The sequence below is a fragment of the Pantoea sp. SM3 genome (assembly GCF_000963995.1).
Lineage (GTDB): Bacteria > Pseudomonadota > Gammaproteobacteria > Enterobacterales > Enterobacteriaceae > Pantoea > Pantoea rwandensis_B.
In genome coordinates this window covers 211,309-238,069 of record NZ_JZRD01000005.1, presented here as the reverse complement: position 1 = coordinate 238,069, position 26,761 = coordinate 211,309, and the positions used below count along the sequence as shown (strand labels likewise).

Here is a 26,761-nt window from a genome sequence, read left to right as displayed (position 1 = left end):
ATGAAATTCAACCCTTTTAAATATTTTTCAACGTTGGTGGTGTTTGCCCTGGCCCTGATTGCCGGCTGGTGGATGTGGAACTACTACATGCAATCACCGTGGACGCGTGATGGCAAAGTACGCGCGGAGCTGGTGGATATCACTCCTGAAGTCTCAGGACGCATCATTGATCTAAAGGTACAAGACAACCAGTTTGTACATAAAGGTGACACCTTACTGAAGATTGATCCGGTTCCCTGGCAAATCGCCCTCGATAATGCGGATGCCCAGTTGGCGAAGGCCCAATCCGATTTGGCTAAAGCTCAACATGAGGCCAATCGCCGTGCCAGCCTGCCACGTAATGTGATCTCAGCAGAAGATATGGACGCGGCGCGACTGACGGCGAACGCCGCCGCAGCCACCGCTAAAGCTGCGCAGGCAAGTCTGGATCAGGCGCGCTGGAATCTGCAACAAACCACCCTGACCGCGCCCACCGACGGTTGGATCAGCAACCTGACGCTGCGTCCCGGTAACTACGCCACCGCCGGAACGCCGCTGTTCGCACTGGTGGATAGTCACTCCTACTATGTGATGGGCTACTTCGAAGAGACCAAACTGCGTCACATTCAGCCCGGCGCAGACGCGCAAATCGTGCTCTACAGCAACGGTGCTCGCTTACAGGGCAAAGTCGAGAGCATCGGTCGCGCCATCTACGATCAGAGCGTTGCGACGGACAGCGGATTAGTACCGGACATTAAACCCAATGTGCCGTGGGTGCGTCTGGCCCAGCGCGTGCCGGTGCGCATTCGATTAGCAGCCATACCGGATGATGTTCCGCTGGTGGCGGGTACCACCTGCACGATTTCCATCGCGCATTGAGGCCGCCATGAATTTGCAATGGCTGGCCTGGCAAAATCTGCCGTGGATTAAAGCAACCGGCGGCCAATGGCGTTATGCCTTGCGTAATGCGATTGCGATGTGCCTGGCACTGACGATCGCGTACGCGCTGCAACTGGATGAACCTTATTGGGCGATGACATCCGCTGCCGTGGTGAGTTTCCCGACCGTGGGCGGGGCGATCAGTAAAAGTCTGGGCCGAATTGTGGGCAGCCTGCTCGGTGCCACCGCCGCACTGCTGATTGCCGGGCATACGCTCAACGAGCCCTGGTTGTTTGCCTTTTTCATGGCCGGCTGGCTGGCGTTTTGTACCTGGATCGCCAACCACTATCAAAACAACGTCGCGTACGCCTTCTCACTGGCCGGGTACACGGCTGCAATTATCGCCTTCAGCAGCGTGAACATTACCGATGTCACCCAGTTGTGGGATATCACTCAGGCGCGCGTTTGCGAGGTGATTTCAGGGATTCTTTGTGCCGGGCTGATGATGATGGTGTTGCCCAGTACATCAGATGGCAACACCTTGATGACTTCACTGCGGCAAATGCACGCCCGTCTGCTCGATCATGCGATATTACTGTTGCAGCAAAGCAGTACTGACAACGTACGCACCGCACATGAGAATGTCATCAGCCAGATTCTCACCATGAACCTTTTGCGTATTCAGGCATTCTGGAGTCACTACCGCTATCGCCGTCAGAACAACGTGCTTAATTACGTTTTGCATCAGCAGTTACGATTGACCAGTGTCCTCTCCAGTCTGCGCCGCATGCTGCTTAACTGGCCGGACGCGCCCCCGGAACTCTACACCGCCATTCAGCAGTTGTTACATGAACTGGCATTACCGCAGTGTGATAAATATCGCCTGGCGCGGATATTGCGCAGCGTGACACCAGAAGCCACCGGCGATTATCGTCAGCGCGCCTTTGTTCAGCGTCTGCGCTACTTCTGTTGGGTTTACCTCAACGTCAATCGCTGGATACGTTTGATTGAACGCGCTGATGCCGATACACGCTTTCAACCCCCGAAAGTGCCCTCACTGGCACGTGAAAGTGACAGCGCCGAAGCCGGCTGGAGTGCGTTACGCACTTTCAGCGTTATCATGCTGGGCTGCGCATTCTGGATTGGCACGCAATGGGATGCAGGCGCGGCAGCATTAACGCTGACGGCCATTGCCTGCGTGCTTTACTCTTCCGCACCCTCTCCCAGCGGCAGCGTATCACTGCTGCTGAAAACCCTGTTGTGGCTGTCGCTGTTTAGTTTTTTATTACAATACGGGTTGATGGTGCAGATCAGCGCTCTGTGGCAATTTCTGCTGGTGCTGTTTCCGCTGCTGATGACCTTGCAACTATTTAAGCTACAGCAGAAAAAACGCGCGGGAATGTGGGGGCAATTTATTGTTTTTATGGGTTCCTTTATTGCCGTCACCAATCCGCCAGACTGGGATTATCAAAGCTTCCTCAATGATAACCTGGCAAAAGTGTATGGCGTACTGCTGGCATGGATGGCTTTTCAGATACTGCGTCCCAGCTCCGATGCACGCCGCAGCCGTCGGCATATTCGCGCGTTACGTGATGCGTTTCTGGACCAGCTGCGACGACATCCCCGCAGGAGCGAAAGCCACTTTGAATCGCAGATTTATCATCACATCAGTCAGTTGAGCAATAGTCGTGATGAACAGGCGCGTGTCTGGCTGCTGCGCTGGGGCGTGGTACTGCTCAACTGTTCTCACATCGTTTGGCAATTACGCGAATGGCGACCCGCTTCAGGCACTCTGGCGCAAATGCGCGATAGTAGCTTGCAGGATTTACAACGGATTATGAGCCTGCGCGGCGTGCGCCACACCTCGTTGCAGGCCACGCTCGATGAGCTGGAGAGTATGATTGCGCAACTTGAGCAGCAGCCTGATAGCGAGGCCAATACACTGGCAGGCATTTTATGGCGTCTGCGCTGCTCATTGGCGCAACTGAGTCAGGCGGTGCCGGATTGATTACTGGCAATACTGCGTGGTCTGACGGTTGAAATCGTCCTGCAGCTGCTGCAAGGTTTTGTGCCCTTCAAAACGGGTTTTATCTTGCTCGGTCATCGGCTCAATCACCAGGTATCGCTCTTCATACGAATAGATAAAGCGACGATCGAGAAACGTACCAGTGAAGCTTTTGCCGCGGATTGAGCCACACACGGTGGTTAACGAACGATGAAAAAATTCGGTGTGCAGGAAATTGGTTTCAGTGGCACTGCGCAACACATTCTGACAACCCTGCGCCTGTAAACGCTCAAGCGTGTGCGGGGTCAGCCATTCCCGACCGCGGGCGATATCTTCGCAACTTGCACGCAGTGGGTTGGTGTCAATGGTGCGCTGTAACTGGCGGCTGGTATCTAATCTCAACTGCGTTTCGTTGGGTTGATCACATCCCGCGAGTAATACACATAACAGCAAAATCCCACGCGTTTTCATTCCTGCCCCTGAGAGGTTCTATTCCTGAATCAACATCCTAGGACGGATATCGCGCGGAGTGAAGCGGGAAAGTGGGTCAGAATTTTTCCGGCATTGAAAAGAGGCAGACGGCAGATGGCCTGCCGTCCAGAACGTTAAATCACACCGCAGGCAAATCGGGCACCGCCTCCGCCTAACGGTTGTGGATGGTCAGCATGATTATCGCCACCCACATGGACCATCAATGCCTTACCTTTAACTTCGCTCAGCGATTTAATTCGTGGCGCAACCACGGGATAATCGGCCTTGCCATCATCAGTGACATACAGGGCAGGCAGATCGCCCAAATGGCCATCGGCGTAAGGTCCAAGATGTTTACCGGTATTTTGTGGATCCAGATGCCCACCCGCTGCGCCGGCCGCAACGGTTTTGCCATCTGATTGCCCTGGCTCACAGCTGCCTTTGGCATGCACATGGAAACCGTGGATACCCGGTTTAAGGCCCGTCAGCGCGGGAGCAAACTGCAAACCATACGGCGTTTCACTGATAGTGACTTTACCAATGGCTGCCCCGATACCCTGTGCGGTGACCTCATGCAAGGTCACCTCTTCAGAGGCGGCCTGTGCCCCAGCAGCACAAACCAACGCCAGCGTGGCGATGAGGATTTTCTTCATAACGTCTCCTTACGGTTGAAATGCTTTGTAAGCCTGGACCGGAATGGACTGGGCTGCCGTAATTTGACGTAGTTTTACGCTTCAGGGCACATCAAAACCGATCGCCGCTTTGCGAATGCGGAACCACTGCTGACGGTCAAGCGTGAGTTGGCAGGCACCTGCCGCTTCGCTGACGCGCGTGGTTTTACCGGATCCGATGATGGGCAATGGCCGGCTTGGCAATTTCATCACCCACGCATACACCACCTGTTCAATGCTACTCGCGCCGATTTCCTGTTTTACCCGCTCAAGCTCATCACGCAGCGGCTGATATTGCGCATCGTTAAACAGGCGCCCGCCCCCTAAACATGACCAGGCCATTGGGCGGATACGCACCTGCTGGCATTGATCGAGCGTGCCATCGAGCAACGTTGATTGCTCCAATGGCGAGATTTCCAGTTGGTTTGTGACCAGGCTGAAGGGCAAACGTGATTGCAACAGCGTGAACTGGGAGGCGGTAAAGTTCGATACCCCAAAATGACGCACTTTGCCACTCTGATGCAGTGCCATAAAGGCTTCGGCAATTTCATCTGCATCCATTAATGGGTCCGGACGATGGATCAGCAGCAGATCGAGATAATCGGTGTTGAAGTAACGCAGCGAATTTTCTGCGCTGTGCAAGATGTGGCTGGCCTCGGTGATGTAATGGCCGATTTTATGTTCAGGCTTAGCACGCGTCGCAATGTCGCACTTGGTGACAATCTGCAGTTTTTCACGCACCCCGGGCGCCAGGCGCAGCGCATCACCAAAGGCGGCTTCACAACCATAGTTACCATAGATATCAGCGTGATCGACCGTGGTGATGCCCAACGACAGATGATGCTCGATAAAAGCGACCAACTGCTGCGGCGTCATGCCCCACTCCAGCAGACGCCAGTACCCGACGATCAACGGTGAGAATTGAGGTCCCTGCGGGGCGATAGTTTGCGGTTGTAACATCGGTTAACTCCCTTGAACACGAAAGCGAATCTGGGAGTATAACGGAAAGGCAAATCATCGTTTTCTTAAAACAGGGAGGGTTGTTCCGGATTATGATTTTCATCGACTTTTTGTTGTCGGTGCAGGCGCAACCAACGCTGGCGACAAAGCCGTAGCACATCGCGTTTTTGCGCATCGGTAAACTTCATCCAGTTAAAACGCTCCTCTCGGCTTCGCAGGCAGCCACGACAGTAGCCCCGTGCGTCACTCTGGCAAATGCCGCGACACGGGCTGGGAACAGGGAAGAACTCTAATTGCTCGGCCACATCCACTCCGGTTTAACAACAAGCTTCATATTGATAACAGCATAGTGACATTGTGCAAAGCGTATACGCAGTTCGCCCACATTTCATCCAGCTATTGCCACGGAAACGGATATTTACCATTGAAGCCAGCGCAGAAACCTTTGGTTGGGTACTGTTTAATAAGCGTTAAGGTTTTCCTCATGTTGTATTCATACGATTGTCACATTCCATCCAGCCATTGAGTTTTCATGAAATTCCCGAACAAGTTACAGTGCCACACCAGCAGTTTTAATCTGATTGCCGCCCTGTTTTTTACCTTCGTGCTCAACGCCCTGTTTCTGCTACGCGCATGGGAAATTATCCCTTACGATCGCCTGCACGATTATCTGTTTGCGGCCAGCATTCCGGTGGTTTTGGCCTCGGCTTTCTATCTGATTTTCTCACTGCTGGCATGGCCCTATGCGCGCAAGCCGCTGCTGATTCTATTGGTGCTGGTCAGCGCCGCCGCTAACTACTTTATGCACAGTTTCGGCACGGTGATCGACACCAACATGATTGAAAACGTGTTTGAATCGGATGCTCAGGAGGCCGGTGCGCTGATCAGCAGCAGCTACGTGGTGTGGATGATTTTGATGGGGTTGGTGCCCGTCGCCGCCATCTGCATGGTGCGGATTAAAACCGGACAACGCTGGTGGTGGAGCCTGCTGCAACGTTTGGCCGGGGCGTTGGGCGCCATTCTGCTGATTCTGCTGATGGCGGTGCTGTTCTACAAAGATTACGCCTCGCTCATTCGTAACAATAAAGGGCTGGTGAAGATGATCACCCCAGCCAATATCGTCAGCGGTACCGGTCATTACGTCGATCAGCGTTATCTGCAAGGCAGCCAGGCGCTGGTCAAAATTGGCCAGGATGCCAAAAAAGGCCCGCTGATCGCGGCTGAACCGAAGAAAACGCTGGTGGTATTGGTGGTAGGCGAAACCGGACGTGCTGAGAACTTTTCTCTTGGCGGCTATGCACGTGAAACCAACCCTGAGCTGAAAAAGCAGCAGGTTATCTACTATCCCGATGCCAGTTCGTGTGGCACGGAAACGGCCATCTCCGTACCCTGCATGTTCTCTAACATGCCGCGTGAACATTATGATGCCAATCTGGCCCATCACCAGGAAGGCGTACTCGATATTCTGGCACATGCCGGGGTGAGCGTGCTGTGGCGTGAAAACGATGGCGGTTGTAAAGGTGCCTGCGATCGCGTGCCGCACACGGATATGACGAAGTGGAATTTGTCGCAATATTGTCACGATGGTTTCTGTCTGGATGATGTTCTGCTGCATCGTTTTGATCACTACGTGGACAGCCTGCACAATGACGGGATTATCGTTTTGCATCAAATGGGCAGCCATGGCCCGGCCTATTATCAGCGCTATCCGGCAGAATTTCGTCGCTTCACGCCTACCTGCGATAGCAACCAGATTCAGGATTGCGATCATCAGGCGCTGGTAAACACCTATGACAACTCTTTGCTGTATACCGACGATATGGTGAGCCGCACCATTGATAAACTCAAAGCATTAAGCGATCGCTTTAACGTCGCATTGGTGTATCTCTCGGATCACGGTGAATCATTGGGTGAACATGGTATGTATCTTCACGGTGCGCCCTATCTGTTTGCCCCTTCACAGCAGACGCACATCCCACTGCTGATGTGGATGTCACCCGGCTATGCGTCGGCGTTCCACATTAATGAGTCCTGTTTACGCCAGCAGGCTGCGAGTGAAAAAGTGTCGCAAGACAATCTTTTCCATACGGTTTTGGGCATGTTCAACATCCAGACACAAGAGTACCAACCGCAACTGGACATGATCAGATCGTGCCAAAATGCCGGATAAGGTTTGCATTAGACCGACTGGTCTAATACTGTGTGGCCCATGAACAAGACTGTGCAACGCAACGAAACCCGTGAACATCTGCTCGCCATTGGCGAGCAGGTTTGTCTGCAACGCGGTTTTACGGGAATGGGGCTCAGCGAAATGCTGGCGCTGGCGGAAGTGCCGAAAGGCTCGTTTTACCACTACTTCCGCTCCAAAGAAGCTTTTGGCGTCGCGTTGCTGGAGCGCTATTTCGTTCACTATCTGCAACAGATTGAACAGCAGTTAAGTCAGCCGGGGTTATCGGCACGGGAACGTTTGCTGGCGCACTTCCGCTATGGCGCAACGCTGTTTATCGAGCAGGGTCATATAGTAGGCTGCCTCGGCGTCAAGTTATCAGCGGAAGTGTGTGATTTGTCAGAGCCGATGCGCGATGCGTTACAACACGGTGCCAGCGCAACTATCGCAATTTACGCCCGCTGTCTGAGTGAGGTCGCTGCTGAACAGGCGCTACCTTACGGACAAACGCCCGAGAAACTGGCCCAGCGTTGTTATTTATTATGGCTGGGTGCCAGTTTACAAAGCAAAATTTCACGAGAGCCAGGGCCGATAAGCCTGGCACTTGAAACCATTGAACAGTGGCTGAATGGCCACTGATTTTTAAAAACCGCAGTTTCTAGACGACCGGTCTACTTACAGGAGTCATCATGGCGAGTAAACAGCTGTTCTCCCCACTTAAAGTGGGCGCGATTACCGTACCTAACCGTGTCTTCATGGCACCGCTGACGCGTCTGCGCAGCATCGAGCCCGGCGACATTCCTACTCCGCTGATGGCGGAATATTATCAGCAGCGCGCCAGCGCCGGTCTGATCATTACTGAAGCAACGCAGATCTCTTTCCAGGCAAAAGGTTATGCTGGCGCACCGGGTTTGCATACTCAGCAGCAAATCGCCGCGTGGAAAGTGATCAACGAAAGCATTCACGCCGCGAAGGGGCACAGCGCGGTGCAACTGTGGCACACCGGCCGCATTTCGCACAACAGCGTTCAGCCTGAAGGCAAAGCGCCCGTAGCGCCTTCAGCTATTGCTGCCGGTACTCGTACTTCACTGCGCGCTGAAGATGGCACCGTTTACCGTGAGGACACCTCACTGCCACGTGAACTGAGCGTGGCGGAAATTCAGCAGATCGTTAAAGATTTCGGCCAGGCGGCAGCGAACGCGCGTGAAGCCGATTTCGACCTGCTGGAACTGCATTCTGCCCACGGCTACCTGATGCACCAGTTCCTGGCGCCGGGTTCTAACCAGCGTACCGATGAATACGGCGGCTCGATCGAGAAGCGTGGTCGTTTTGCGCTGGAAGTGGTGGATGCGGCGATTGCGAACTGGTCTGCCGATCGTATCGGCATCCGTATTTCGCCAATTGGTGCCTTCCAGAATCTGGAAAATGGTGCAGACGAAGAAGCAGCAGCGCTGTGGTACATCTCCGAACTGGGGCAGCGTGGCCTGGCGTATCTGCACCTTTCCGAACCAGACTGGGCCGGTGGCCAGCCTTACAGCGATGCTTTCCGTGCTAAAGTTCGTGCGCTGTTCCCGGGCGTGATCATCGGTGCGGGTGCATACACCGTTGAAAAAGCCGACGACCTGATTGCGCGCGGCTTGATCGATGCTGTGGCCTTTGGTCGCGACTTTATTGCTAACCCGGATCTGGTTGAGCGCCTGCAGCAAGACGCACCGCTGAATCCACAGCGCCCGGAAAGCTTCTACGGCGGCGGCGCTGAGGGCTATACGGATTACCCAACCCTGTAAGAACCAGGCTGCCGCACCGGATGTGCGGCAGCCTGGTTCTTCAGGGCATTTACTGGCTATACTTGCTAGTCTTTGTCATTCCCTGATGACTTTTCAAAAGAGGATGTTATGCGTTTACTTCACACCATGTTACGCGTTGGCGATCTGCAACGTTCTATCGATTTTTATACTCGTGTGCTGGGCATGCGCGTACTGCGTCAAAGCGAAAACACCGAATACAAATACACCCTGGCTTTCGTGGGTTACACCGAAGAGAGTGAAGGCGCGGTGATCGAATTGACCTACAACTGGGGCGTTGATAAGTATGACCTCGGCAATGCTTATGGCCATATTGCGCTGGGCGTCGATAACGTTGCAGAGACCTGTGAACGTATCCGCAGTGTCGGTGGCAACGTAACGCGTGAAGCCGGTCCGGTTAAAGGCGGCACCACCATCATTGCTTTTGTTGAAGATCCCGATGGTTACAAAATCGAGCTGATCGAAAACAAACACGCTGGTCACGGCCTCGGTCATTGATGCCGTTAGTCAGTCTGCTAATTTGCAGGCTGACTTCCCTCTCCTGCTGCACCCTCCCGTAATTTTTGCCATAATGCGCGCTGCCCCATTTCTTGCTATGAGATCCTGATGTCTGAATCGAACGCCTTAAACGCTCTTCATCAACGCTTCCGTGGTTTTTATCCTGTGGTTATTGACGTCGAAACTGCCGGCTTTAACGCGCAAACCGATGCGCTGCTGGAAATTGCAGCGACCACGCTTAAGATGGATGAGGACGGTTGGTTACACCGTGATGAAACCCTGCACTTTCACGTTGAGCCGTTCGAAGGCGCGATCCTCAATCCTGCGGCGCTGGCGTTTACGGGCATCGATCCCTCTAACCCTTTACGTGGTGCGGTAAGCGAGTACGAGGCGCTGCATGCCATTTTCAAGATGGTACGTAAAGGCACCAAAGATCATGGCTGCAATCGCGCGATTATCGTGGCGCACAATGCCACCTTCGATTTGAATTTTGTGATGGCAGCGGCCGAACGCGCCAGCCTGAAGCGAAATCCCTTCCACCCTTTTGCGACCTTTGATACTGCAGCACTGAGCGGTTTAGTATTGGGACAGACCGTGCTGGCGAAAGCCTGTAAAGCGGCAGGGATGGAGTTTGACAGCACACAGGCGCACTCGGCGCTCTACGACACTGAACAGACGGCCACGCTGTTCTGTGAGCTGGTCAATCGTTGGAAACGTTTGGGAGGTTGGCCACTGGCTTTCAGTGAAGAGCAGACGGAAGACGACGCCTCAGCCTGATGGGCTGATTGGACGATTGGACGATTGGACGATTGGACGATTGGACGATTGAACGATTGATTTTCAAAGAAAAGGCCGACATTTGTCGGCCTTCGCAATTATTCCGCTTCTTTATACTTCTCAGCGGTTTCTTTTACCAGCGGCTGCAATTCGCCACGCTGGAACATCTCAACGATGATGTCGCAACCGCCCACCAGCTCACCATCGACCCACAGCTGCGGGAAGGTTGGCCAGTTAGCGAATTTCGGCATTTCAGCGCGGATATCCGGGTTCTGCAGGATATCAACATACGCGAAGCGCTCACCACAGGCAGAAAGCGCCTGCACAGCCTGTGCAGAGAAACCGCAGCTTGGCAGTTTCGGGGAACCTTTCATGTATAACAGAATCGGGTTTTCTGCGATCTGGCGCTGAATTTTTTCAACAGTACTCATTATTGCCTTCCTTAATCCTTCACTTCGTGTTTGTTTATTGTAGCGACTTCAGCCCCACACTGAAAACGGGATTTTGCGTTACCGACCGGCTGATCGCCATGTTTGTTAAGTGCAAACAGGATAGATAACATTTTCCTATCATTAGTAAGCATGAACAAATTAATAATTAGCAATAATTTCGCTGCGTTAAACAGCTGAAATCGCTCAATTTAGCGACATTATCTGTCTGGTAACAGATTAATGGAAAAAGGCCTTACCTTTTGGAAAAAAAGTGGATTAGAATTGCTTCGGCGCTGATCGTTGATCAGATTTCTCTTACTCTGCCGCAGCCTGCTTTTTGCCAGACTGCTTAACCTGTAACCGGACTATGCGTTTACTGATTACGCTTTTCATACTGGCTTTTGCCCAACTGTTCTTTAACGTGGCTTCTGCTTCCCAGCATGCCCCGATTAATGCCAGTTTGCATAACGCCGAGAAAAAAAGTGCGCGCGAAGATGAGCGCCGCAAGCGACGCCCGGTTAAAACAACGGCTAAAAAGTCTCGCCTGACTACCGTGCAGAAGCTCAAGCTGAAAAAGCAGAGTAAAACCGAAACCGCCTTAAACAAATCCAGCCGCAAAAAATCCCTGCTGAAGTCGCCATTGAAAAAGTATGGCCATCAACGTCTCGCGAAAAAGTCCCCTGATGTGGACGATGACGTTCAGGGACTCACCGGTATCAAGATGAGCAAATCCCACCGCCTGCGCTACCAAAAGGCACGCGAAACCGCGATGACGAAGTTGATGGGACAACTGGGCAAGCCTTACCAGTGGGGGGGCACCTCACCTCATACCGGTTTCGATTGCAGTGGTTTAGTGTGGTACGCGTATAAGGATTTGGTGAAATACAAATTCCCGCGCACGGCGAATGAGATGTATCACCTGCACGATGCCTCACCTATTAAGCGTGAGATGCTGGAGAAGGGGGATTTGGTATTCTTCCGCATCAATAATCGCGGGACTGCCGACCATGTGGGCGTTTACCTCGGCAACGGTAAATTCATCCAGTCTCCACGCACCGGTAAAGACATTCAAATTAGTGCATTAGGCGAAGACTACTGGCAGAAACACTATGTGGGTGCGCGCCGTATGATGACACCAAAAACTATTCGCTAATTGTTGCGCAACAACATCCTGTGGCTCTCGCCACAAAAAAAGCCGGACGCTTAATCAGTGCCGGCTTTTTTTATTGATGCGTTTTGAATCAATGAAGAATGGCAGTGAAGCTAAACGCAATAATCATCAAAAGTGCGCCAACCGTGGTCATTAGCGCCAGCTTTAAATCTGTACTCATCACTACTCCTTAGTCACACATTTATTAGGGTTAAAACAATTTTCGCACAGCGGTGGGCAAAAATCTCGTCTTATCCGCGTTGGCTTGCTAGAATCGCCGCCTTTCGTTGCGCAACTGATTTTGCGCATGCTGTATTTACAGCCTGCTGAAGTGATTTTCCCTGCCTGAAACGGCAGATTTGCCCCCTTTTTAGGGCGTAAAACCCTTCGCAGACGCAAACGTTTAACAATATACTTATCAGTAAGTTGCGATAAGCCGGGGAGTACCTTTTTCATGGCAACAATTAAAGATGTAGCGAAACGCGCCGGTGTATCAACTACCACCGTTTCGCATGTCATCAACAAAACGCGTTTTGTCGCAGAGGAAACGCGTAACGCCGTATGGGAAGCGATCAAAGAGCTGCACTATTCGCCGAGCGCCGTTGCGCGCAGTTTAAAGGTGAATCACACCAAAACGCTGGGACTGTTGGCCACCTCCAGTGAAGCGCCCTATTTTGCCGAAATTATTGAAGCCGTTGAGAACCACTGTTTCGAACGCGGCTATACCTTGATTCTGGGCAATGCGCACAACGATTTACAAAAGCAGCGCGCTTATCTGTCGATGATGGCGCAAAAGCGTGTGGATGGTCTGTTAGTCATGTGCTCCGAGTATCCTGACGATTTACTGCAGATGCTGGAAGAGAACCGCAATATCCCGATGGTGGTCATGGACTGGGGCGCCTCACGCGGCGACTTCACCGATACCGTGCAGGATAACGCCTTCCACGGCGGTTATCTGGCGGGTCGTTACCTGATTGAGCGCGGTCACCGTGATATTGGTGCCATTCCGGGCCAAATGGAGCGCAACACCGGCGGGGGGCGCCATGCGGGCTTCCTGCAGGCGATGAGCGAAGCCGGTGTGACTGTGCGGCCGGAATGGGTGGTTCAGGGCGACTTCGAGCCAGAATCGGGTTATCAGGCGATGCAGCAGATCCTTAATCAGAAACAGCGTCCGACCGCCGTGTTCTGTGGTGGCGATATCATGGCGATGGGCGCGATTTGTGCCGCCGATGAGATGGGGCTGCGCGTGCCGCAGGATATCTCCGTTATTGGCTATGATAACGTGCGCAACGCGCGCTATTTCACCCCGGCGCTGACCACGGTCCACCAGCCGAAGGCTCAGTTGGGCGAGAAAGCACTGGAAATGTTACTGGATCGTATCACCAGCAAACGCGAAGAGCCGCAAACCATAGAAGTGCAGCCAACATTGATTGAGCGCCGCTCTGTGGCGGACGGCCCGTTCCGCGATTACCGCCGTTAATGCTGATTTTCGCTGAGCCATTCGTGGTTCAGCGTTTCAGCATCGCCGAGATAGGCGAGTAACCACTCCAGCGCGGGTGACGCACGCTGTTCTGACCAGCTGACGCAGCAGGGGCTTTCCGGAAACGGCTGCGGCAGTGATAACTCCACCAGCGCGCCATTGTCGAGTAAAGGTCGCGCGAGGTGGCCCGGCACCATGCCCACGCACAATCCCGCCTGCAAACAGTCCATTCCCGTTTCCCACTCTGGCACCACCAAACGCCGCTGATTATCCAATGTCCAGGTCATGCGTCGTGGTAATGCGCGAGAGGTATCTTCCAATACCAGCGATGGCCAGGCACGCAGCGCTTCTTCATTGAGTTCAGCATGCGCGGCCAGAGGATGGTCGGGACTGACCACACAACGCCAGTTAAGGGCACCCATGTCCTGAAACGCAAAACGTCCGCCTACAGGGATCGCCTGAGTGGCGCCAATCGCCACATCGACCCGCCCGTCCGCTAAGGCATCCCATACACCGTTAAATACCTCGTAGCTGATAATCAATTCCATATCAGGGAAATGACGGTAAAAGTCCTTTACCAGTTGCCGGGTACGCTGTGGTTTTACAATGCAATCCACGGCAATACTGAGTTGTCCGCGCCAGCCATTCGCCAGTTGCTGGCACTGCCTGCGGGTTGCCAGCATTTTTTTGATAACAGATCGCCCTTCCCGCACAAAATGCTCGCCTGCAGGGGTTAAAACCACCTCACGGTGCTGACGCTCAAACAACGGCACGGCCAACCAGGTTTCCAGCTGACGCACCGTGTAGCTGACGGCAGAGGGCACGCGATGCAACTCCTGGGCCGCAGCACTAAAACTGCCATTGCGCGCGACAGCGTCCACCACTTCCAGCGCATATTCAGACCACATATTTTTGCCTTCAAAAATTTTAACAGCACTGCGCAAATATTAGCGTTTCACAAAGAATGACGCACTCTTTTACACTCCCCGGCGTTCAATCTGCCAATGAGAATCACTATGTTGTCGTCAAAAGGATTTATTCCCTACCTTGCTGTGCTCAGTATGCTCGGCTTCCTCGCTACGGATATGTATCTGCCCGCTTTTGGGGACATGCAACGCGACTTCGCCACCGCACCGGGCACCATCAGCGCCAGCCTCAGTCTGTTTCTCGGTGGATTTGCCTGCGCGCAGGTATTCTGGGGACCGCTGTCAGACCGTTTTGGACGTAAACCGATTTTACTGGCAGGTTTGACCATTTTTGCCCTGGGTTGCCTGGGGATGTTGTGGGTGACGGACGTCAACATGATGCTGGCACTGCGCTTTGTGCAGGCTGTTGGTGTGTGCGCCGCTGCAGTCAGTTGGCAGGCACTGGTGGTCGATCGCTATCCCAAAGCCCAGGCTAACAAAGTGTTCGCCACCATTATGCCGCTGGTTGCCCTTTCCCCCGCGCTGGCCCCTTTACTGGGAGCGTGGCTGATGGGCCATTTCCACTGGCGCAGCATCTTTATCGCGCTGACGATCATCACCGTGCTGCTGATCATCGGAACCTTGCAACTTGCCGCGCCTAAAAAAACCAAAGCCGATCATACCCCGCAACCCGGCTGGCTGAATCTGCTCACCACGCGTGTTTACAGCGGCAACGTGCTGATTTACTCGGCGTGTTCTGCCAGTTTCTTTGCCTGGTTAACCGGTTCGCCCTTCATCCTGGCGTCAGCGGGTTTAACCCCCGCCGATATTGGTCTGAGCTATATTCCGCAGACCATTGCGTTTCTGATTGGTGGCTTTGGTTGCCGTGCGATGCTGAGCCGTTATCAAGGGTCACAACTGCTGCCATGGCTGTTGGTGCTCTACAGCCTGAGCATTTTGAGTCTGTTTGTCGTCGCGATGATGCCCGCGCCCTCTTTGATTGCACTGCTGCTGCCCTTCTGCGGCATGGCACTGGCGAATGGCGCTATCTATCCGATTGTGGTGGCCAGTGCATTAGCGCCCTTCCCACATGCCACAGGTAAGGCGGCAGGACTCCAAAACCTGCTGCAACTGGGCTTATGCTTTATTGCCAGCCTGCTGGTCTCGGCCGGATTACAACAAGCGCTTTACAACACCACACTGGTGATGGTCGCCACGGTAGTTCTGGCATGGGCCGGTTTCATCTGGCAACGCAGCCTAAACGCACAAAGTGATATTGCTCACACCTCACGTCCCTGCGAAGATAATCACTGATGCAACGATTATCGTTAGCAAACTAACGATAACTCGTTGAATATTGACCCACGTGAGCATATACTCAGTGGGTCAGCATTTCTGCAACAAATCAATAACATAATTGCATTAATTTTAAGCGACTCTGTCGCTGGGATGGCGTCTGCACGATCTTCCTCTCCTGATTGATGACAGACATTTCTATTCAGATTCATACCTCTGTAAAACGTCGGATATCTGGCGCACGGATTTTCCGTGAGTTCTCTCACAGACCTTAGGAAATTGACTATTATTTCCACAGGTTCAAATCGGAAGGGTGATGGAGAAGCTATGAGTTCATCGTGTATAGAAGAAGTGAGCCTTGAAGAAAACCACTGGTTTCGCATCGTCAACGAATTACTGGAACGCGCTGATGTTGCAGTCAATGGCACACGCCCCTGGGATATTCAGGTCAAGCATCCGGATTTTTTCAAACGTGTTTTGCAGGAAGGATCGCTAGGTCTGGGCGAAAGTTATATGGATGGCTGGTGGGAATGCGAACAATTAGATGTCTTTTTCCATCGCGTTCTGCAACACCATCTGGATAAACAACTCCCGCGTCATTTTAAAGATACCTTGCGTATTGCGGCCGCGCGTTTAACCAATTTACAGTCGAAAAAACGTGCCTGGATTGTCGGGAAAGAGCATTACGACCTCGGTAACGATCTTTTTTCACTGATGCTCGATCCCTTTATGCAGTATTCCTGCGGTTACTGGAAAGACGCAGAGACACTGGAACAGGCTCAGTCTGCCAAGCTGGATATGATCTGCCGTAAATTGCAGCTTGAACCTGGCATGACGCTGCTGGATATCGGTTGCGGCTGGGGTGGATTGGCGGAATTTGCCGCACGCAACTACGGTGTTAAAGTGCAGGGTGTGACCATTTCCGCAGAACAGCAGAAGTTGGCACAGCAACGCTGCGAAGGGTTGGACGTCACCATCTTGCTGCAGGATTACCGCGATTTGAATTTGCAGTTTGATCGCATCGTGTCTGTCGGGATGTTTGAACACGTGGGGCCGAAAAACTATGCCACTTATTTTGATGTTGCCGATCGCAATCTCAAACCAGACGGCATATTTTTACTGCATACCATTGGCGCCATCACCACCGACATGAATGTTGATCCCTGGATTGATAAATATATCTTCCCCAATGGATGTTTACCCTCTGTGCGCCAGATTGCGGATGCCAGCGAAAAACATTTTATTATGGAAGACTGGCATAATTTTGGTGCGGACTATGACACCACATTAATGGCATGGCATGAACGGTTCCTGGCGTCCTGGCTGCAGCTTGAAGAAAAATACGGCGATCGCTTCAAACGGATGTTTAGTTATTACCTCAATGCTTGCGCCGGCGCTTTCCGCGCGCGTGACATCCAATTGTGGCAGGTGGTCTTTAGTCGCGGTAAAGAAGGGGGTTTACGCGTTGCGCGTTAATCAATGACAGCAAGAGAAAAGGCGCCGCGGCGCCTTTTTTATTGGATTACTCTGCGTCTGCGGCTTGCGCCAGCGCAATGGCCGCAGCTTCGCGCTGAGCCAGCACGCGTTCCACCGTCTCGACAATCGCCTGAGTATGGGGATCGATCTCAATATTCACCTTATGCCCCAGCTTTTTCGCACCCAGCGTGGTGCGCTCCAGGGTTTCTGGAATCAGATGCACGCAGAATTTACTCTTGGTGACGTCACCCACGGTCAGGCTGATGCCATCGATACCGACGAAACCTTTATGCAGGATATATTTGATCTGGGAAGCATCCTGCAATTTAAACCACACTTCACGGTTATTTTCTGACTGAATGATTTTGCAGATTTCTGCAGTGGTCATAATATGGCCAGACATTAAATGTCCGCCAATTTCATCACTGAACTTCGCCGCGCGCTCAATATTCACTACATCGCCAACCGCTAATTCTCCCAGGTTGGTAATGCGCAGGGTTTCTTTGATCAGGTCGAAGCTCACGCGATCGCCCTCAATCGCCGTCACCGTCAGGCAGCAACCGTTGTGCGCCACCGATGCCCCCAACGCTAATCCCGGTAAGAGCTCTTCCGGCAGACGAACGATATGGGTACGAAACAACTCTTTTTCTTCCACGGCGATAATTTCGGCCGTGCCCTGCACAATTCCAGTAAACATACTTTCAGCCTCTGCGAAGTTTGCCCCAGTTTATCACAGCTTGGGTTGCGCGGTTTAATTTGCCGGAGTTCAAACTTTACACAATTAACTTAACAAAATGCGATCAAAGTTTGGTGGAACGCAGCGCTACCGCTACACTATGCCGCGCATTCTTTGGGGATATCCCCCTCTTCTCTTCTTAATTTAAGCAGGTGTTACGTGCAGAAGTATTTAACAGAAGCGCGTCAATTGCTGGCCCTCGCGATCCCGGTCATCCTTGCTCAGGTGGCTCAGACGGCGATGGGTTTTGTGGATACCATTATGGCCGGTGCGGTGAGCGCCACGGATATGGCCGCCGTTGCTGTCGGCACCTCTATCTGGCTTCCCGCCATTCTGTTTGGTCATGGTCTTCTGCTGGCGTTGACGCCCACCGTTGCACAATTCAACGGTTCAGGACGGCGCGAACGCATCGCGGAACAAGTGCGTCAGGGTTACTGGCTGGCGCTGGCAGTTGCCTTGCTGATTATGCTGGTGCTGTGGAATGCAGGGTATCTGATTCATGCCATGCACGATATCGATCCGCAACTGGCCGCAAAAGCCGAAGGCTACCTGCATGCATTATTGTGGGGTGCACCCGGTTACCTGTTCTTCCAGGTGGCACGTAATCAATGCGATGGATTATCAAAAACCAAGCCAGCCATGCTGCTGGGCTTTTTAGGCTTGTTGGTTAACATTCCGCTGAACTACGTGTTCATTTATGGTCATTTCGGTATGCCCGCTCTCGGGGGCGTAGGCTGTGGTGTCGCCACCGCCTCGGTTTACTGGGTGATGTTTATCGTGATGCGTTTCTGGGTTAAACGCATGGCGAGCATGCGCGATATTCGCATGAACAGCCGCTGGTCTCCGCCCTCACGTGTCATTTTGTCACGGCTGTTTAACCTCGGGTTACCGGTTGCGCTGGCTCTTTTCTTTGAAGTCACTTTGTTTGCGGTGGTCGCACTGCTGGTCTCTCCGCTGGGGATCGTTAAAGTTGCGGGTCATCAGATTGCGCTGAACTTCAGTTCGCTGATGTTCGTTCTGCCTCTGTCGCTCGGTGTCGCGACCACTATCCGCGTGGGATATCGGCTTGGGCAGGGCTCAACTGAACAGGCGCGCGTGGCGGCATGGACGGGACAAGGTGTCGGTATCAGCATGGCCGCTATCACAGCGATCCTCACCGTCACCTTTCGTGAACATATCGCCGCACTTTACACCGCCAATCCAGAAGTGATTACGCTGGCCGCCCAGCTTATGCTGCTCGCTGCCATCTATCAGTTCTCCGATTCCATTCAGGTCATAGGTAGCGGGATTCTGCGCGGCTACAAAGATACGCGCTCTATCTTCTTTATCACGCTGATTGCCTATTGGGTGCTGGGTTTGCCGGTGGGTTATATTCTGGCGCTCACCGACTGGGTGGTACCGCAACTCGGTCCAGCAGGATTCTGGTGCGGATTTATTGTCGGCCTGACGTCTGCTGCCGTGATGATGATTTGGCGTATTCTTCGGTTGCAACGTTTGCCGGCACAGATAATTTTGGCGCGCGCGGCCCGCTAAGTGGCTGAACAGGCCGTTATTTGCTCCCGCAATGCCTAAAAAAACAGCGGGTCGCACAGATGCTGGTCAGTCGTCATGGAAAATCATTTTTTCCCTTGCCAGCATCGCGGCCTGCCGTTAATATTCGTCCCCGCTGTCGCCCTGACAGCATGTTGCGCTCTTAGCTCAGTTGGTTAGAGCACCACCTTGACATGGTGGGGGTCGATGGTTCGAGTCCATTAGAGCGCACCAAGTGCGTCCGTAGCTCAGTTGGTTAGAGCACCACCTTGACATGGTGGGGGTCGGTGGTTCGAGTCCACTCGGACGCACCAAATTTCTAAAATGCGCTCTTAGCTCAGTTGGTTAGAGCACCACCTTGACATGGTGGGGGTCGATGGTTCGAGTCCATTAGAGCGCACCACTCTTTGTTTTCTCTCTCTTTGCGCAACACCCCTTTCCTTGATCTGTATCGTTTTCTCTCTCAGCTTTTATATTGGTTTTCGCATACTTAGCGTCTATACTATGCCGCGTTGTCCACCTGAAAGGTTTCAGCGCTAACGTGCCTATGCAAACAACTCAAATGATTTGCGCAACACTGCTCTGCCAGTTCCCTCGCGTACTGCACAACTTCTCTGCACGCTTAGCCTCTGTCACCTATTCTTACTCCTGTACGATCCAAACCAACACCATACACATTTTCACTTCGCTGCCTTGCGCTGCGAATCCCGACCTCTATCATCCATCACAACTTACAGAAAACCTGACATGAAAAAGACCAAGATTGTTTGTACTATCGGTCCGAAAACCGAATCTGAAGAGATGCTGACTCAACTGCTGGAAGCGGGCATGAACGTCATGCGCCTGAACTTCTCTCACGGGGATTATGCCGAACATGGTCAGCGCATCACTAACATGCGTGCCGTCATGGAAAAAACCGGTCGTCAGGCCGCGATTCTGCTGGACACCAAAGGTCCTGAAATTCGTACCATGAAGCTGGAAGGCGGCAACGATGTTGCATTGAAAGCCGGCCAGACTTTCACTTTCACCACCGATCAGTCAGTGATTGGTAACAGCGAACGTGTTGCTGTGACCTATGCAGGCTTCACCGAAGACCTGAAAATCGGCAACACCGTGTTGGTCGATGATGGCCTGATTGGTATGCAGGTGACTGAAGTGACAGAAAACACTGTCGTCTGTCATGTGCTGAACAACGGTGACCTCGGTGAAAACAAAGGCGTTAACCTGCCAGGTGTTTCTATCCAGCTGCCAGCATTGGCTGAAAAAGACAAACGTGACCTGATCTTCGGCTGCGAGCAAGGCGTTGACTTCGTGGCGGCTTCCTTTATCCGCAAACGTTCGGATGTCCTGGAAATTCGCGAGCACCTGAAAGCCCACGGCGGCGAGCATATCCAGATCATCTCTAAAATCGAAAACCAGGAAGGCCTGAACAACTTCGACGAGATTCTGGAAGCCTCTGACGGCATCATGGTTGCACGTGGTGACCTGGGTGTTGAGATCCCGGTTGAAGAAGTGATATTCGCCCAGAAGATGATGATCAAGAAATGTAATAAAGCACGCAAAGTGGTCATCACCGCGACGCAGATGCTGGATTCTATGATCAAGAACCCACGCCCTACCCGCGCGGAAGCAGGCGACGTGGCGAACGCCATCCTTGATGGTACTGATGCGGTAATGCTGTCGGGTGAAAGTGCTAAGGGTCGTTACCCGCTGGAATCCGTGACTATCATGGCGACCATCTGTGAGCGTACCGACCGCGTAATGAAATCACGCATCGGTGAGCTGCAGGATTCACGCAAAATGCGCATCACTGAAGCGGTTTGTCGCGGTGCAGTGGAAACAGCAGAAAAGCTGGAAGCCCCTGTTATTGTGGTGGCGACCGAAGGCGGTAAGTCTGCCAAAGCGATTCGTAAATACTTCCCGGATGCCACCATTCTGGCGCTGACCACCAATGCGACCACCGCACGTCAGCTCATTCTGAGCAAAGGCGTGGAGACGCGTCTGGTGACTGAAATTGCCTCAACGGATGATTTCTACCGTATTGGCAAGGAAATGGCGCTGGAAAGTGGCTATGCACAGAAAGGCGACGTTGTGGTGATGGTATCAGGTGCGCTGGTTCCAAGTGGCACGACCAACACCGCTTCAGTCCACGTACTCTGATTTTTGCCTGAAGTTTTATTTAAAAGCGCCTTTTTGGGGCGCTTTTTTTATTCTTGCGCTAATACAAAATCCAGATTTTTCCAATCGATAATAACTATTCAATATCCCGCACAATTAAGGTTAGTCCGATTAAATCTCTCTGTTTTAGCTAAATATTTTCATCATCTTCTGCGAAACGCTGCTTCTTTGAGCGAACGATCAAATTTAAGCATGTTCTCATCAAAAATTTATTCTCAACTCAAAAAGCTTTGTGTAATACTTGTAACGCTACATGGAGATTAACTCAATTCTAGAGGGTATTAATAATGAATCGTACTAAACTGGTACTGGGCGCGGTAATTCTGGGTTCAACTCTGCTGGCTGGTTGCTCAAGCAACGCTAAAATCGACCAGCTGTCTTCAGACGTTCAGACTCTGAACGCCAAAGTTGACCAGCTGAGCAACGACGTGAACGCAATCCGTTCTGACGTTCAGGCTGCTAAAGATGACGCAGCTCGCGCTAACCAGCGTCTGGACAACCAGGCTCACTCTTACCGTAAGTAAGAGTTCTGGTTTGAAAAATGGTGCCCATGTGGCACCATTTTTTTTGTCCTGATTTTGGTTCTGAATCAGGGTTTCGCGCCGCTCTCACCCATCGCCTGACTGATGGTCGCTTGTCCTGCCCCAGCGCCACTCTGTTGCGTTTGCAGCACATCTGGTAACGCCGTGTCCTGCGTAACGGGTTCGCCGCTGCTCACCAGTACGGGCATCCCTGAACGACGCGCCATCGCCTCTTTGATCAGTGCCGTGTCACTCTTCTGGCTATTGATAAACGCCTTAGATTTTGCGGTCAACGCAATCGGCATCGTTTGCGGATCGTCCTTCTCATTGCGCGACAACGGCTGATGCACCTCTACGTAACGCTTGCCATCCGGTTCCACCGCATACTTGATCGGCTCGTTAACGATCTGCACCCTCGTTCCCTTCGGCACGCTGTTGAACAGCGCTTCGATATCATCCGGACGCAAACGAATACAGCCCGAGCTCACGCGCATCCCAATACCGAAATCGGCGTTGGTGCCGTGGATCAAGTACTGGCCGGTCCCGCGCGCCAGACGCATCGCAAACAGCCCCATCGGGTTGTCTGGCCCGGCCGGAACGACACCTGGTAAGGTGATGCCCTCTTTCGCGTAACGTTTGCGGATATTGACGGTAGGCGTCCAGGTGGGATTGGGGATTTTCTGGCTGATGCTGGTGACCATGCTGGGTGTCGCAGCGCCCAACTGGCCGATTCCGATCGGATACACCACCACGCGATTCTCCCCTTTCGGATAGTAGTAGAGACGCAGCTCCGCAAGGTTGATGACGATGCCTTCACGAGGAGCATCAGGCAGCAGCATTTGTAATGGAACCGTCAGTTGCGTCCCCGCTTTCGGCAGCCAGGGATCGACACCAGGATTGGCCTCCAGCATGCCGAGCATCCCAATCTTATAATGCGCTGCGATGCTCTCTAAGGGCCGTTTGTCGTCAGGGACAGTGGTCAGGGTATTCTCGCCAATTAAACGGCTGTTATCGGCTGGCAGGGGATATTCCGTTGCAAATGCTGGTGCAGAAAGTCCGAAGCAGGACAACAGCAATGCACCGGCTAAACGTAACGCTGGTTTCATGCAATTTTCTCTTTGTCGGATGGAACAGACCCCGGTCATGCCGGGGTCTGGAGAGTGTAACTTAGCTGAGGCTTTGAGCGTTATGACGGATCGCGCGAATCATCGCTTCCAATCCTTGAGAACGTGTAGGAGTGAGGTGTTGAGTCAACTCTAACTCTGCGAACCAATGACCGACATCCAGCGCGAGAATCTCCTGCGCTTGCAAGCCCTGATAGAGGCTAAATACCACCGCAATCAAGCCCTTAACGATGGCGGCATCACTGTCCCCTTCAAAGGCGATGGTGCCATCAGCTTGTGGGGTCATGCGGATCCACACCTGGCTCTGGCAACCGGAAATCACATACTCTGGCTGCTGTAAGCTTTCAGAGGATTCTGGTAATTTCGCACCGAGTTCAATGATGTAGAGATACTTCTCTTCCCAATTAGCGCAACGGTTAAAGTTGCGCACCAGCTTCTCTTTCTCTGGCAAATTCGCCATGGATAACTCCTGAAATCTGCTCAACCGCCCAGCAGACGATGAATACGCGTCAAACCTGCTGCCAGGCGATCGGCTTCTTCTTCACTGTTATACAGTGCAAACGAGGCACGACACATCGCGGGCACCGCATAATGGCGCATCAGAGGCATAGCACAATGATGACCGGTGCGGATCGCAATGCCGTATTGATCGAGGAAACTCCCGACGTCGAATGCATGATGCTTACCAAGGTTGAATGCCACCACGCCACTGCGCTGTGCAGGACCGTAAATAATCAGGTCTGGCACCGACGCGAGCTTATCTAATGCATAACGCATCAGTGACGTCTCACGTTCGTTGATGACATCCAATCCCAGTTCACTGATCCAGTTCAGCGCCGCGCCTAAGCCGATAATGCCACCGGTATTCGGTGTGCCGGCTTCAAAACGCCATGGCGTGCTGTTCCAGGTGGTGCCAGTTGGCAGCATCACCTGATCGATCATCGAACCACCGCCTTCCCACGGTGGCATGATCTCCTGCAGTGCTTTACGCGCATACAGTACGCCGATGCCGGTCGGGCCATAAATTTTATGGCCCGAGAAGACGTAGAAATCGCAATCGATATCCTGCACATCCACCTTGTGATGCATCACCGCCTGAGCACCATCGACCAGCGTGATCACGCCAGCGGCTTTCGCCTGTGCGACGATGGCTTTTACCGGGTTTACGGTACCGAGCACGTTGGAAACATGCATCACCGCCAACAGGCGTGTGCGGCTGTCGATCAACCCACTCAGTTGCTCAAGGGCTAATTCACCTTGCTCGTTAAGCGGCAGAACGCGAATCTCTGCACCGGTACGCTGCGCCACCATCTGCCACGGCACGATATTAGCGTGGTGCTCCATCTCCGTGATGATGATGTTATCGCCCGATTGCAGCTGACTGCCGCCCCAACTGTTGGCCACCAGATTGATGCCTTCAGTGGTGCCTTTAACGAAGATAATCTCTTCTGGCGATGCCGCATTGAGAAAACGCGAGGCTTGTGTACGCACGTTTTCCATATCGGTGGTGGCTTGCGCACTGAGCGAGTGGATGCCACGGTGCACGGCGGCATAGCCGTGCTGGTAAAAATAACTTTCCGCATTGATAACCGCGAGCGGGCGCTGAGCGCTGGCCGCGCTATCAAGGTAGGCCAGCGGATGTCCGTTGACCTCACGTTTCAGAATCGGAAATTCCGCTCTGATTCGTTCGAGATCGAAAGTCATAACTCAACTCCAGGGAAACGCGCACTAATGCGTTCCAGCACCAGCTGGCGCAGCGGTTCTTCTTCCAGCAGTTCAGTCAATTCAGCTGCGAACGCATGGATAATCATCTGCTGTGCGGCATCTTCAGGGATACCACGCGAGCGCAGATAGAACATCTGCTCATCGTCGATACGGCCAATCGTTGCGCCATGGCTGCACTTCACATCATCCGCATAGATTTCCAGCTGCGGCTTGGTGTCCACTTCCGCCAGGCGACCGAGCAACAGGTTGTTGTTGGTCATCTGTCCGTCAGTTTTCAGTGCATGCTTCGCCACTTTAATGTGACCGTTGAAAATCGAACGGCCCTTATCGCGCGAGATGGTTTTGTGCAGCTGACGACTCAGGCAGTAGCCTTTGTTGTGTTCCAGATAGCTGCGGGTATCCGCCACTTCAGCGTTGATCGGTAGCACCAGACTGTTCAGTGACAGCTGGGTGTTTTCACCGTTGAGCTGCACGCTGGTGTTGTGACGAGACAAGCCGGCACCCAGCAGGAAGCTGGTGCTGCTGACCTGCGCATCACGACCAATCACGATGTCATTGTGTGCAAAGTGATAGCTACTGCTCTCTTCAAACGCCAGCTTGATGTGTTTCAGTTGGGCATTGTCGGCGACAGCAAAGGTAAAGCGAGCACCAGTAAAGTGTGCCGCACCGTTCAGCGTCACGTAATGCTCAATCACTTCAGCTTCGGCGCTCTGCTCCAGCTCAAGATGATGGCGGTGATGAACGGTGTTCAACGCATCGGCTTTGCCGCTGGTGATGTGCAGTAAATACAGCGGACGTGCCGCCGACTTGCCGCGCGCCAGACGAATGGAAGTCACTTCTTCCGCCAGGCTTTCGGTCAGATGCAGAAACACTTCTGGCTGCACCGCAGCCGGCAACGGGCGGCGTTCAGCCGCACGGCTGTGCTGTACGTCAAACAGATCGGTGTCGCGCGCGCTCAGCTCAGGCTGGAAGCGGCCATCAACGAACACAAGACGCACTGCATCCACCGGCAGCGCCAATTCAGCAACCTGCTCCGCCGTAACGGTCTGCGCTTCTGGCAGCACGAACTGGTTGGCAAACAGGCCATCCAGCGCGGTGTATTTCCAGTTTTCATGCTTACGGGTCGGCAAGCCGACACGCATTAATTGCTGCCAGTGCTGCTGAGCCTGCAGAGAACGCACCTCACCGCGCGATTCAAACAGGTGATGCCACTGTTGCAGGGCGTTATCACTCTTCGTCGGTAAGCCAGCCATAGCCTTGCTCCTCCAGCTGTTTAACCAGCGAGAAATCGCCAGACTTAACGATTTTGCCCTGATACAGCACGTGCACGTGATCTGGCTTGATGTAATCCAGGATGCGCTGGTAGTGGGTCACGATAATGAATGAACGCTTGCCGTCACGCAGGCTGTTAACGCCTTCAGCGACGATTTTCAGCGCATCGATATCCAGACCGGAGTCGGTTTCATCCAGGATGCACAGTTCTGGCTCAAGAGCGGCCATCTGCAGAATGTCGTTACGCTTCTTCTCACCACCGGAGAAGCCAACGTTTACTGAACGGGTCAGCAAATCTTCAGGCATCTTCAGCAGTTTAATTTTGTCTTCGATGAAGTCCTGGAAATCAAAACGATCCAGCTCTTCCTGCTCACGGTATTTGCGCACCGCATTCACAGAAGTCTGCAGGAAGAATTGGTTGCTGACGCCCGGAATCTCGACCGGATACTGGAACGCCATGAAGATGCCTTCGCCCGCGCGCTCTTCTGGCTCGAGTTCCAGCAGATCTTTGCCATGGAAGCTGACCGAACCACCGGTCACTTCGTAATCTTCACGACCTGCCAGCGTTGCAGACAGGGTACTTTTACCCGAGCCGTTAGGGCCCATGATGGCGTGGACTTCGCCTGGCTTCACTTCAAGGTTCAGACCGCGCAAAATCTCTTTGTCTTCAACGCTAACCTGTAAATCTTTAATGCTTAACATACTCTTTCCTTCACATTGCTTCC

Annotated in this window: 27 protein-coding genes and 3 tRNA genes; 17 read left to right on the top strand and 13 right to left on the bottom strand. The window is 53.0% G+C overall.

Annotated elements, in window-relative coordinates; translation table 11 throughout:
* Both VI01_RS03450 and VI01_RS03445 read left to right on the top strand, forming a co-directional pair.
* Entirely contained in the window at positions 1-858 is an 858-nt protein-coding gene (locus tag VI01_RS03450; protein WP_038647266.1) for an HlyD family secretion protein, read from the top strand.
* A 7-nt stretch (positions 859-865) separates the two neighbouring features.
* A complete protein-coding gene (locus VI01_RS03445; RefSeq protein ID WP_045813984.1) occupies positions 866-2,866 on the top strand; it encodes an FUSC family protein in 2,001 nt (666 codons plus the stop codon).
* Here the strand turns inward: VI01_RS03445 and VI01_RS03440 are convergent, their stop codons facing one another.
* The 4 genes from VI01_RS03440 to VI01_RS03425 form a co-directional block, all read right to left on the bottom strand.
* Positions 2,867-3,334 carry a hypothetical protein gene (locus tag VI01_RS03440; RefSeq protein ID WP_038647270.1) on the bottom strand — a complete coding sequence of 156 codons (468 nt, stop codon included), beginning with the start codon at positions 3,332-3,334 and terminating at the stop codon, positions 2,867-2,869.
* 134 nt (positions 3,335-3,468) lie between these two features.
* Positions 3,469-3,987 (bottom strand): superoxide dismutase family protein, encoded by a 519-nt coding sequence (gene sodC, locus VI01_RS03435; RefSeq protein ID WP_034821608.1) that lies wholly within the window; start codon positions 3,985-3,987, stop codon positions 3,469-3,471.
* An 81-nt stretch (positions 3,988-4,068) separates the two neighbouring features.
* Entirely contained in the window at positions 4,069-4,965 is an 897-nt protein-coding gene (locus VI01_RS03430) for an aldo/keto reductase family oxidoreductase (protein ID WP_045813983.1), read from the bottom strand.
* A 65-nt stretch (positions 4,966-5,030) separates the two neighbouring features.
* Positions 5,031-5,270 (bottom strand): DUF1289 domain-containing protein, encoded by a 240-nt coding sequence (locus tag VI01_RS03425; protein ID WP_045813982.1) that lies wholly within the window; start codon positions 5,268-5,270, stop codon positions 5,031-5,033.
* 227 nt (positions 5,271-5,497) lie between these two features.
* Between VI01_RS03425 and eptA the strand changes: the two genes are divergently transcribed.
* From eptA to rnt, 5 genes are all read left to right on the top strand, one after another.
* Positions 5,498-7,135 (top strand): phosphoethanolamine transferase EptA, encoded by a 1,638-nt coding sequence (gene eptA / locus VI01_RS03420; protein ID WP_038647275.1) that lies wholly within the window; start codon positions 5,498-5,500, stop codon positions 7,133-7,135.
* A 39-nt stretch (positions 7,136-7,174) separates the two neighbouring features.
* Positions 7,175-7,771, top strand: coding sequence for a TetR/AcrR family transcriptional regulator (locus VI01_RS03415; protein WP_045813981.1), 597 nt, complete (start codon positions 7,175-7,177; stop codon positions 7,769-7,771).
* A 50-nt stretch (positions 7,772-7,821) separates the two neighbouring features.
* Entirely contained in the window at positions 7,822-8,919 is a 1,098-nt protein-coding gene (locus VI01_RS03410) for an alkene reductase (RefSeq protein ID WP_038647280.1), read from the top strand.
* Between the two features lie 108 nt (positions 8,920-9,027).
* The gene (gene gloA / locus VI01_RS03405) at positions 9,028-9,435 is read left to right on the top strand and encodes a lactoylglutathione lyase (RefSeq protein WP_034821634.1); all 408 of its coding nucleotides are present in this window, start codon (positions 9,028-9,030) and stop codon (positions 9,433-9,435) included.
* Between the two features lie 108 nt (positions 9,436-9,543).
* Positions 9,544-10,212: a ribonuclease T gene (gene rnt / locus VI01_RS03400; RefSeq protein WP_045813980.1), complete on the top strand. Its 669-nt coding sequence runs from the start codon at positions 9,544-9,546 to the stop codon at positions 10,210-10,212.
* 98 nt (positions 10,213-10,310) lie between these two features.
* Here the strand turns inward: rnt and VI01_RS03395 are convergent, their stop codons facing one another.
* Positions 10,311-10,646, bottom strand: coding sequence for a Grx4 family monothiol glutaredoxin (locus tag VI01_RS03395; RefSeq protein WP_197079559.1), 336 nt, complete (start codon positions 10,644-10,646; stop codon positions 10,311-10,313).
* Between the two features lie 364 nt (positions 10,647-11,010).
* Between VI01_RS03395 and VI01_RS03390 the strand changes: the two genes are divergently transcribed.
* Complete coding sequence (locus VI01_RS03390) at positions 11,011-11,796, top strand: C40 family peptidase (RefSeq protein ID WP_045813979.1); 786 nt, start codon at positions 11,011-11,013, stop codon at positions 11,794-11,796.
* An 88-nt stretch (positions 11,797-11,884) separates the two neighbouring features.
* Here the strand turns inward: VI01_RS03390 and VI01_RS25300 are convergent, their stop codons facing one another.
* Positions 11,885-11,974 carry a YnhF family membrane protein gene (locus VI01_RS25300; protein WP_097119278.1) on the bottom strand — a complete coding sequence of 30 codons (90 nt, stop codon included), beginning with the start codon at positions 11,972-11,974 and terminating at the stop codon, positions 11,885-11,887.
* A 273-nt stretch (positions 11,975-12,247) separates the two neighbouring features.
* Here VI01_RS25300 and purR point away from each other — a divergent pair, with 273 nt between their 5' ends.
* The gene (gene purR, locus VI01_RS03385) at positions 12,248-13,273 is read left to right on the top strand and encodes an HTH-type transcriptional repressor PurR (protein WP_038647288.1); all 1,026 of its coding nucleotides are present in this window, start codon (positions 12,248-12,250) and stop codon (positions 13,271-13,273) included.
* Here the strand turns inward: purR and punR are convergent.
* Entirely contained in the window at positions 13,270-14,181 is a 912-nt protein-coding gene (gene punR, locus VI01_RS03380) for a DNA-binding transcriptional activator PunR (RefSeq protein WP_045813978.1), read from the bottom strand. The two genes, purR and punR, sit on opposite strands and share 4 nt — an antisense overlap.
* A 108-nt stretch (positions 14,182-14,289) precedes the next feature.
* Between punR and punC the strand changes: the two genes are divergently transcribed.
* Positions 14,290-15,492, top strand: coding sequence for a purine nucleoside transporter PunC (punC, locus tag VI01_RS03375; protein WP_045813977.1), 1,203 nt, complete (start codon positions 14,290-14,292; stop codon positions 15,490-15,492).
* Positions 15,493-15,801: 309 nt separating this feature from the next.
* Entirely contained in the window at positions 15,802-16,950 is a 1,149-nt protein-coding gene (gene cfa / locus VI01_RS03370; RefSeq protein ID WP_045813976.1) for a cyclopropane fatty acyl phospholipid synthase, read from the top strand.
* Between the two features lie 46 nt (positions 16,951-16,996).
* Here cfa and VI01_RS03365 read toward each other — a convergent pair whose 3' ends face one another.
* Entirely contained in the window at positions 16,997-17,647 is a 651-nt protein-coding gene (locus VI01_RS03365; RefSeq protein ID WP_034821656.1) for a riboflavin synthase, read from the bottom strand.
* A gap of 198 nt (positions 17,648-17,845) precedes the next feature.
* On the opposite strand from VI01_RS03365, the gene VI01_RS03360 reads away from it, so the two are divergent.
* The 6 genes from VI01_RS03360 (at position 17,846) to VI01_RS03335 (ending at position 21,918) form a co-directional block, all read left to right on the top strand.
* A complete protein-coding gene (locus VI01_RS03360) occupies positions 17,846-19,219 on the top strand; it encodes an MATE family efflux transporter (protein ID WP_045813975.1) in 1,374 nt (457 codons plus the stop codon).
* Between the two features lie 154 nt (positions 19,220-19,373).
* Positions 19,374-19,450, top strand: a tRNA-Val gene (locus VI01_RS03355).
* 3 nt (positions 19,451-19,453) lie between these two features.
* Positions 19,454-19,530 (top strand) — tRNA-Val (locus VI01_RS03350).
* 12 nt (positions 19,531-19,542) lie between these two features.
* Positions 19,543-19,619, top strand: a tRNA-Val gene (locus VI01_RS03345).
* 344 nt (positions 19,620-19,963) lie between these two features.
* A complete protein-coding gene (gene pykF / locus VI01_RS03340; RefSeq protein WP_038647298.1) occupies positions 19,964-21,376 on the top strand; it encodes a pyruvate kinase PykF in 1,413 nt (470 codons plus the stop codon).
* 305 nt (positions 21,377-21,681) lie between these two features.
* On the top strand, positions 21,682-21,918 hold the full coding sequence (locus tag VI01_RS03335) for a major outer membrane lipoprotein (RefSeq protein ID WP_007374746.1): 237 nt from the start codon (positions 21,682-21,684) through the stop codon (positions 21,916-21,918).
* A 65-nt stretch (positions 21,919-21,983) separates the two neighbouring features.
* Here the strand turns inward: VI01_RS03335 and VI01_RS03330 are convergent, their stop codons facing one another.
* From VI01_RS03330 to sufC, 5 genes are all read right to left on the bottom strand, one after another.
* Positions 21,984-23,021 (bottom strand): L,D-transpeptidase family protein, encoded by a 1,038-nt coding sequence (locus tag VI01_RS03330; protein WP_038647302.1) that lies wholly within the window; start codon positions 23,019-23,021, stop codon positions 21,984-21,986.
* Positions 23,022-23,082: 61 nt separating this feature from the next.
* The gene (gene sufE, locus VI01_RS03325; protein ID WP_038647304.1) at positions 23,083-23,499 is read right to left on the bottom strand and encodes a cysteine desulfuration protein SufE; all 417 of its coding nucleotides are present in this window, start codon (positions 23,497-23,499) and stop codon (positions 23,083-23,085) included.
* A gap of 20 nt (positions 23,500-23,519) precedes the next feature.
* Entirely contained in the window at positions 23,520-24,743 is a 1,224-nt protein-coding gene (sufS, locus tag VI01_RS03320; RefSeq protein WP_045813974.1) for a cysteine desulfurase SufS, read from the bottom strand.
* Positions 24,740-26,017, bottom strand: coding sequence for a Fe-S cluster assembly protein SufD (gene sufD, locus VI01_RS03315; RefSeq protein WP_038647308.1), 1,278 nt, complete (start codon positions 26,015-26,017; stop codon positions 24,740-24,742). The genes sufS and sufD overlap by 4 nt, the downstream gene beginning before the upstream one ends.
* On the bottom strand, positions 25,992-26,738 hold the full coding sequence (gene sufC / locus VI01_RS03310) for a Fe-S cluster assembly ATPase SufC (protein WP_034821684.1): 747 nt from the start codon (positions 26,736-26,738) through the stop codon (positions 25,992-25,994). Before sufC ends, sufD begins: the two co-directional genes overlap by 26 nt.
* Positions 26,739-26,761 lie beyond the last annotated feature (23 nt).

Coding starts and splice junctions, on each gene's coding strand:
- VI01_RS03450 (WP_038647266.1), top strand. CDS start 1: ATGAAATTCAACCCTTTTAAATATTTTTCAACGTTGGTGGTGTTTGCC.
- VI01_RS03445 (WP_045813984.1), top strand. CDS start 866: ATGAATTTGCAATGGCTGGCCTGGCAAAATCTGCCGTGGATTAAAGCA.
- VI01_RS03440 (WP_038647270.1), bottom strand. CDS start 3,334: ATGAAAACGCGTGGGATTTTGCTGTTATGTGTATTACTCGCGGGATGT.
- sodC (WP_034821608.1), bottom strand. CDS start 3,987: ATGAAGAAAATCCTCATCGCCACGCTGGCGTTGGTTTGTGCTGCTGGG.
- VI01_RS03430 (WP_045813983.1), bottom strand. CDS start 4,965: ATGTTACAACCGCAAACTATCGCCCCGCAGGGACCTCAATTCTCACCG.
- eptA (WP_038647275.1), top strand. CDS start 5,498: ATGAAATTCCCGAACAAGTTACAGTGCCACACCAGCAGTTTTAATCTG.
- VI01_RS03415 (WP_045813981.1), top strand. CDS start 7,175: ATGAACAAGACTGTGCAACGCAACGAAACCCGTGAACATCTGCTCGCC.
- VI01_RS03410 (WP_038647280.1), top strand. CDS start 7,822: ATGGCGAGTAAACAGCTGTTCTCCCCACTTAAAGTGGGCGCGATTACC.
- gloA (WP_034821634.1), top strand. CDS start 9,028: ATGCGTTTACTTCACACCATGTTACGCGTTGGCGATCTGCAACGTTCT.
- rnt (WP_045813980.1), top strand. CDS start 9,544: ATGTCTGAATCGAACGCCTTAAACGCTCTTCATCAACGCTTCCGTGGT.
- VI01_RS03390 (WP_045813979.1), top strand. CDS start 11,011: ATGCGTTTACTGATTACGCTTTTCATACTGGCTTTTGCCCAACTGTTC.
- VI01_RS25300 (WP_097119278.1), bottom strand. CDS start 11,974: ATGAGTACAGATTTAAAGCTGGCGCTAATGACCACGGTTGGCGCACTT.
- purR (WP_038647288.1), top strand. CDS start 12,248: ATGGCAACAATTAAAGATGTAGCGAAACGCGCCGGTGTATCAACTACC.
- punR (WP_045813978.1), bottom strand. CDS start 14,181: ATGTGGTCTGAATATGCGCTGGAAGTGGTGGACGCTGTCGCGCGCAAT.
- punC (WP_045813977.1), top strand. CDS start 14,290: ATGTTGTCGTCAAAAGGATTTATTCCCTACCTTGCTGTGCTCAGTATG.
- cfa (WP_045813976.1), top strand. CDS start 15,802: ATGAGTTCATCGTGTATAGAAGAAGTGAGCCTTGAAGAAAACCACTGG.
- VI01_RS03365 (WP_034821656.1), bottom strand. CDS start 17,647: ATGTTTACTGGAATTGTGCAGGGCACGGCCGAAATTATCGCCGTGGAA.
- pykF (WP_038647298.1), top strand. CDS start 19,964: ATGAAAAAGACCAAGATTGTTTGTACTATCGGTCCGAAAACCGAATCT.
- VI01_RS03335 (WP_007374746.1), top strand. CDS start 21,682: ATGAATCGTACTAAACTGGTACTGGGCGCGGTAATTCTGGGTTCAACT.
- VI01_RS03330 (WP_038647302.1), bottom strand. CDS start 23,021: ATGAAACCAGCGTTACGTTTAGCCGGTGCATTGCTGTTGTCCTGCTTC.
- sufE (WP_038647304.1), bottom strand. CDS start 23,499: ATGGCGAATTTGCCAGAGAAAGAGAAGCTGGTGCGCAACTTTAACCGT.
- sufS (WP_045813974.1), bottom strand. CDS start 24,743: ATGACTTTCGATCTCGAACGAATCAGAGCGGAATTTCCGATTCTGAAA.
- sufD (WP_038647308.1), bottom strand. CDS start 26,017: ATGGCTGGCTTACCGACGAAGAGTGATAACGCCCTGCAACAGTGGCAT.
- sufC (WP_034821684.1), bottom strand. CDS start 26,738: ATGTTAAGCATTAAAGATTTACAGGTTAGCGTTGAAGACAAAGAGATT.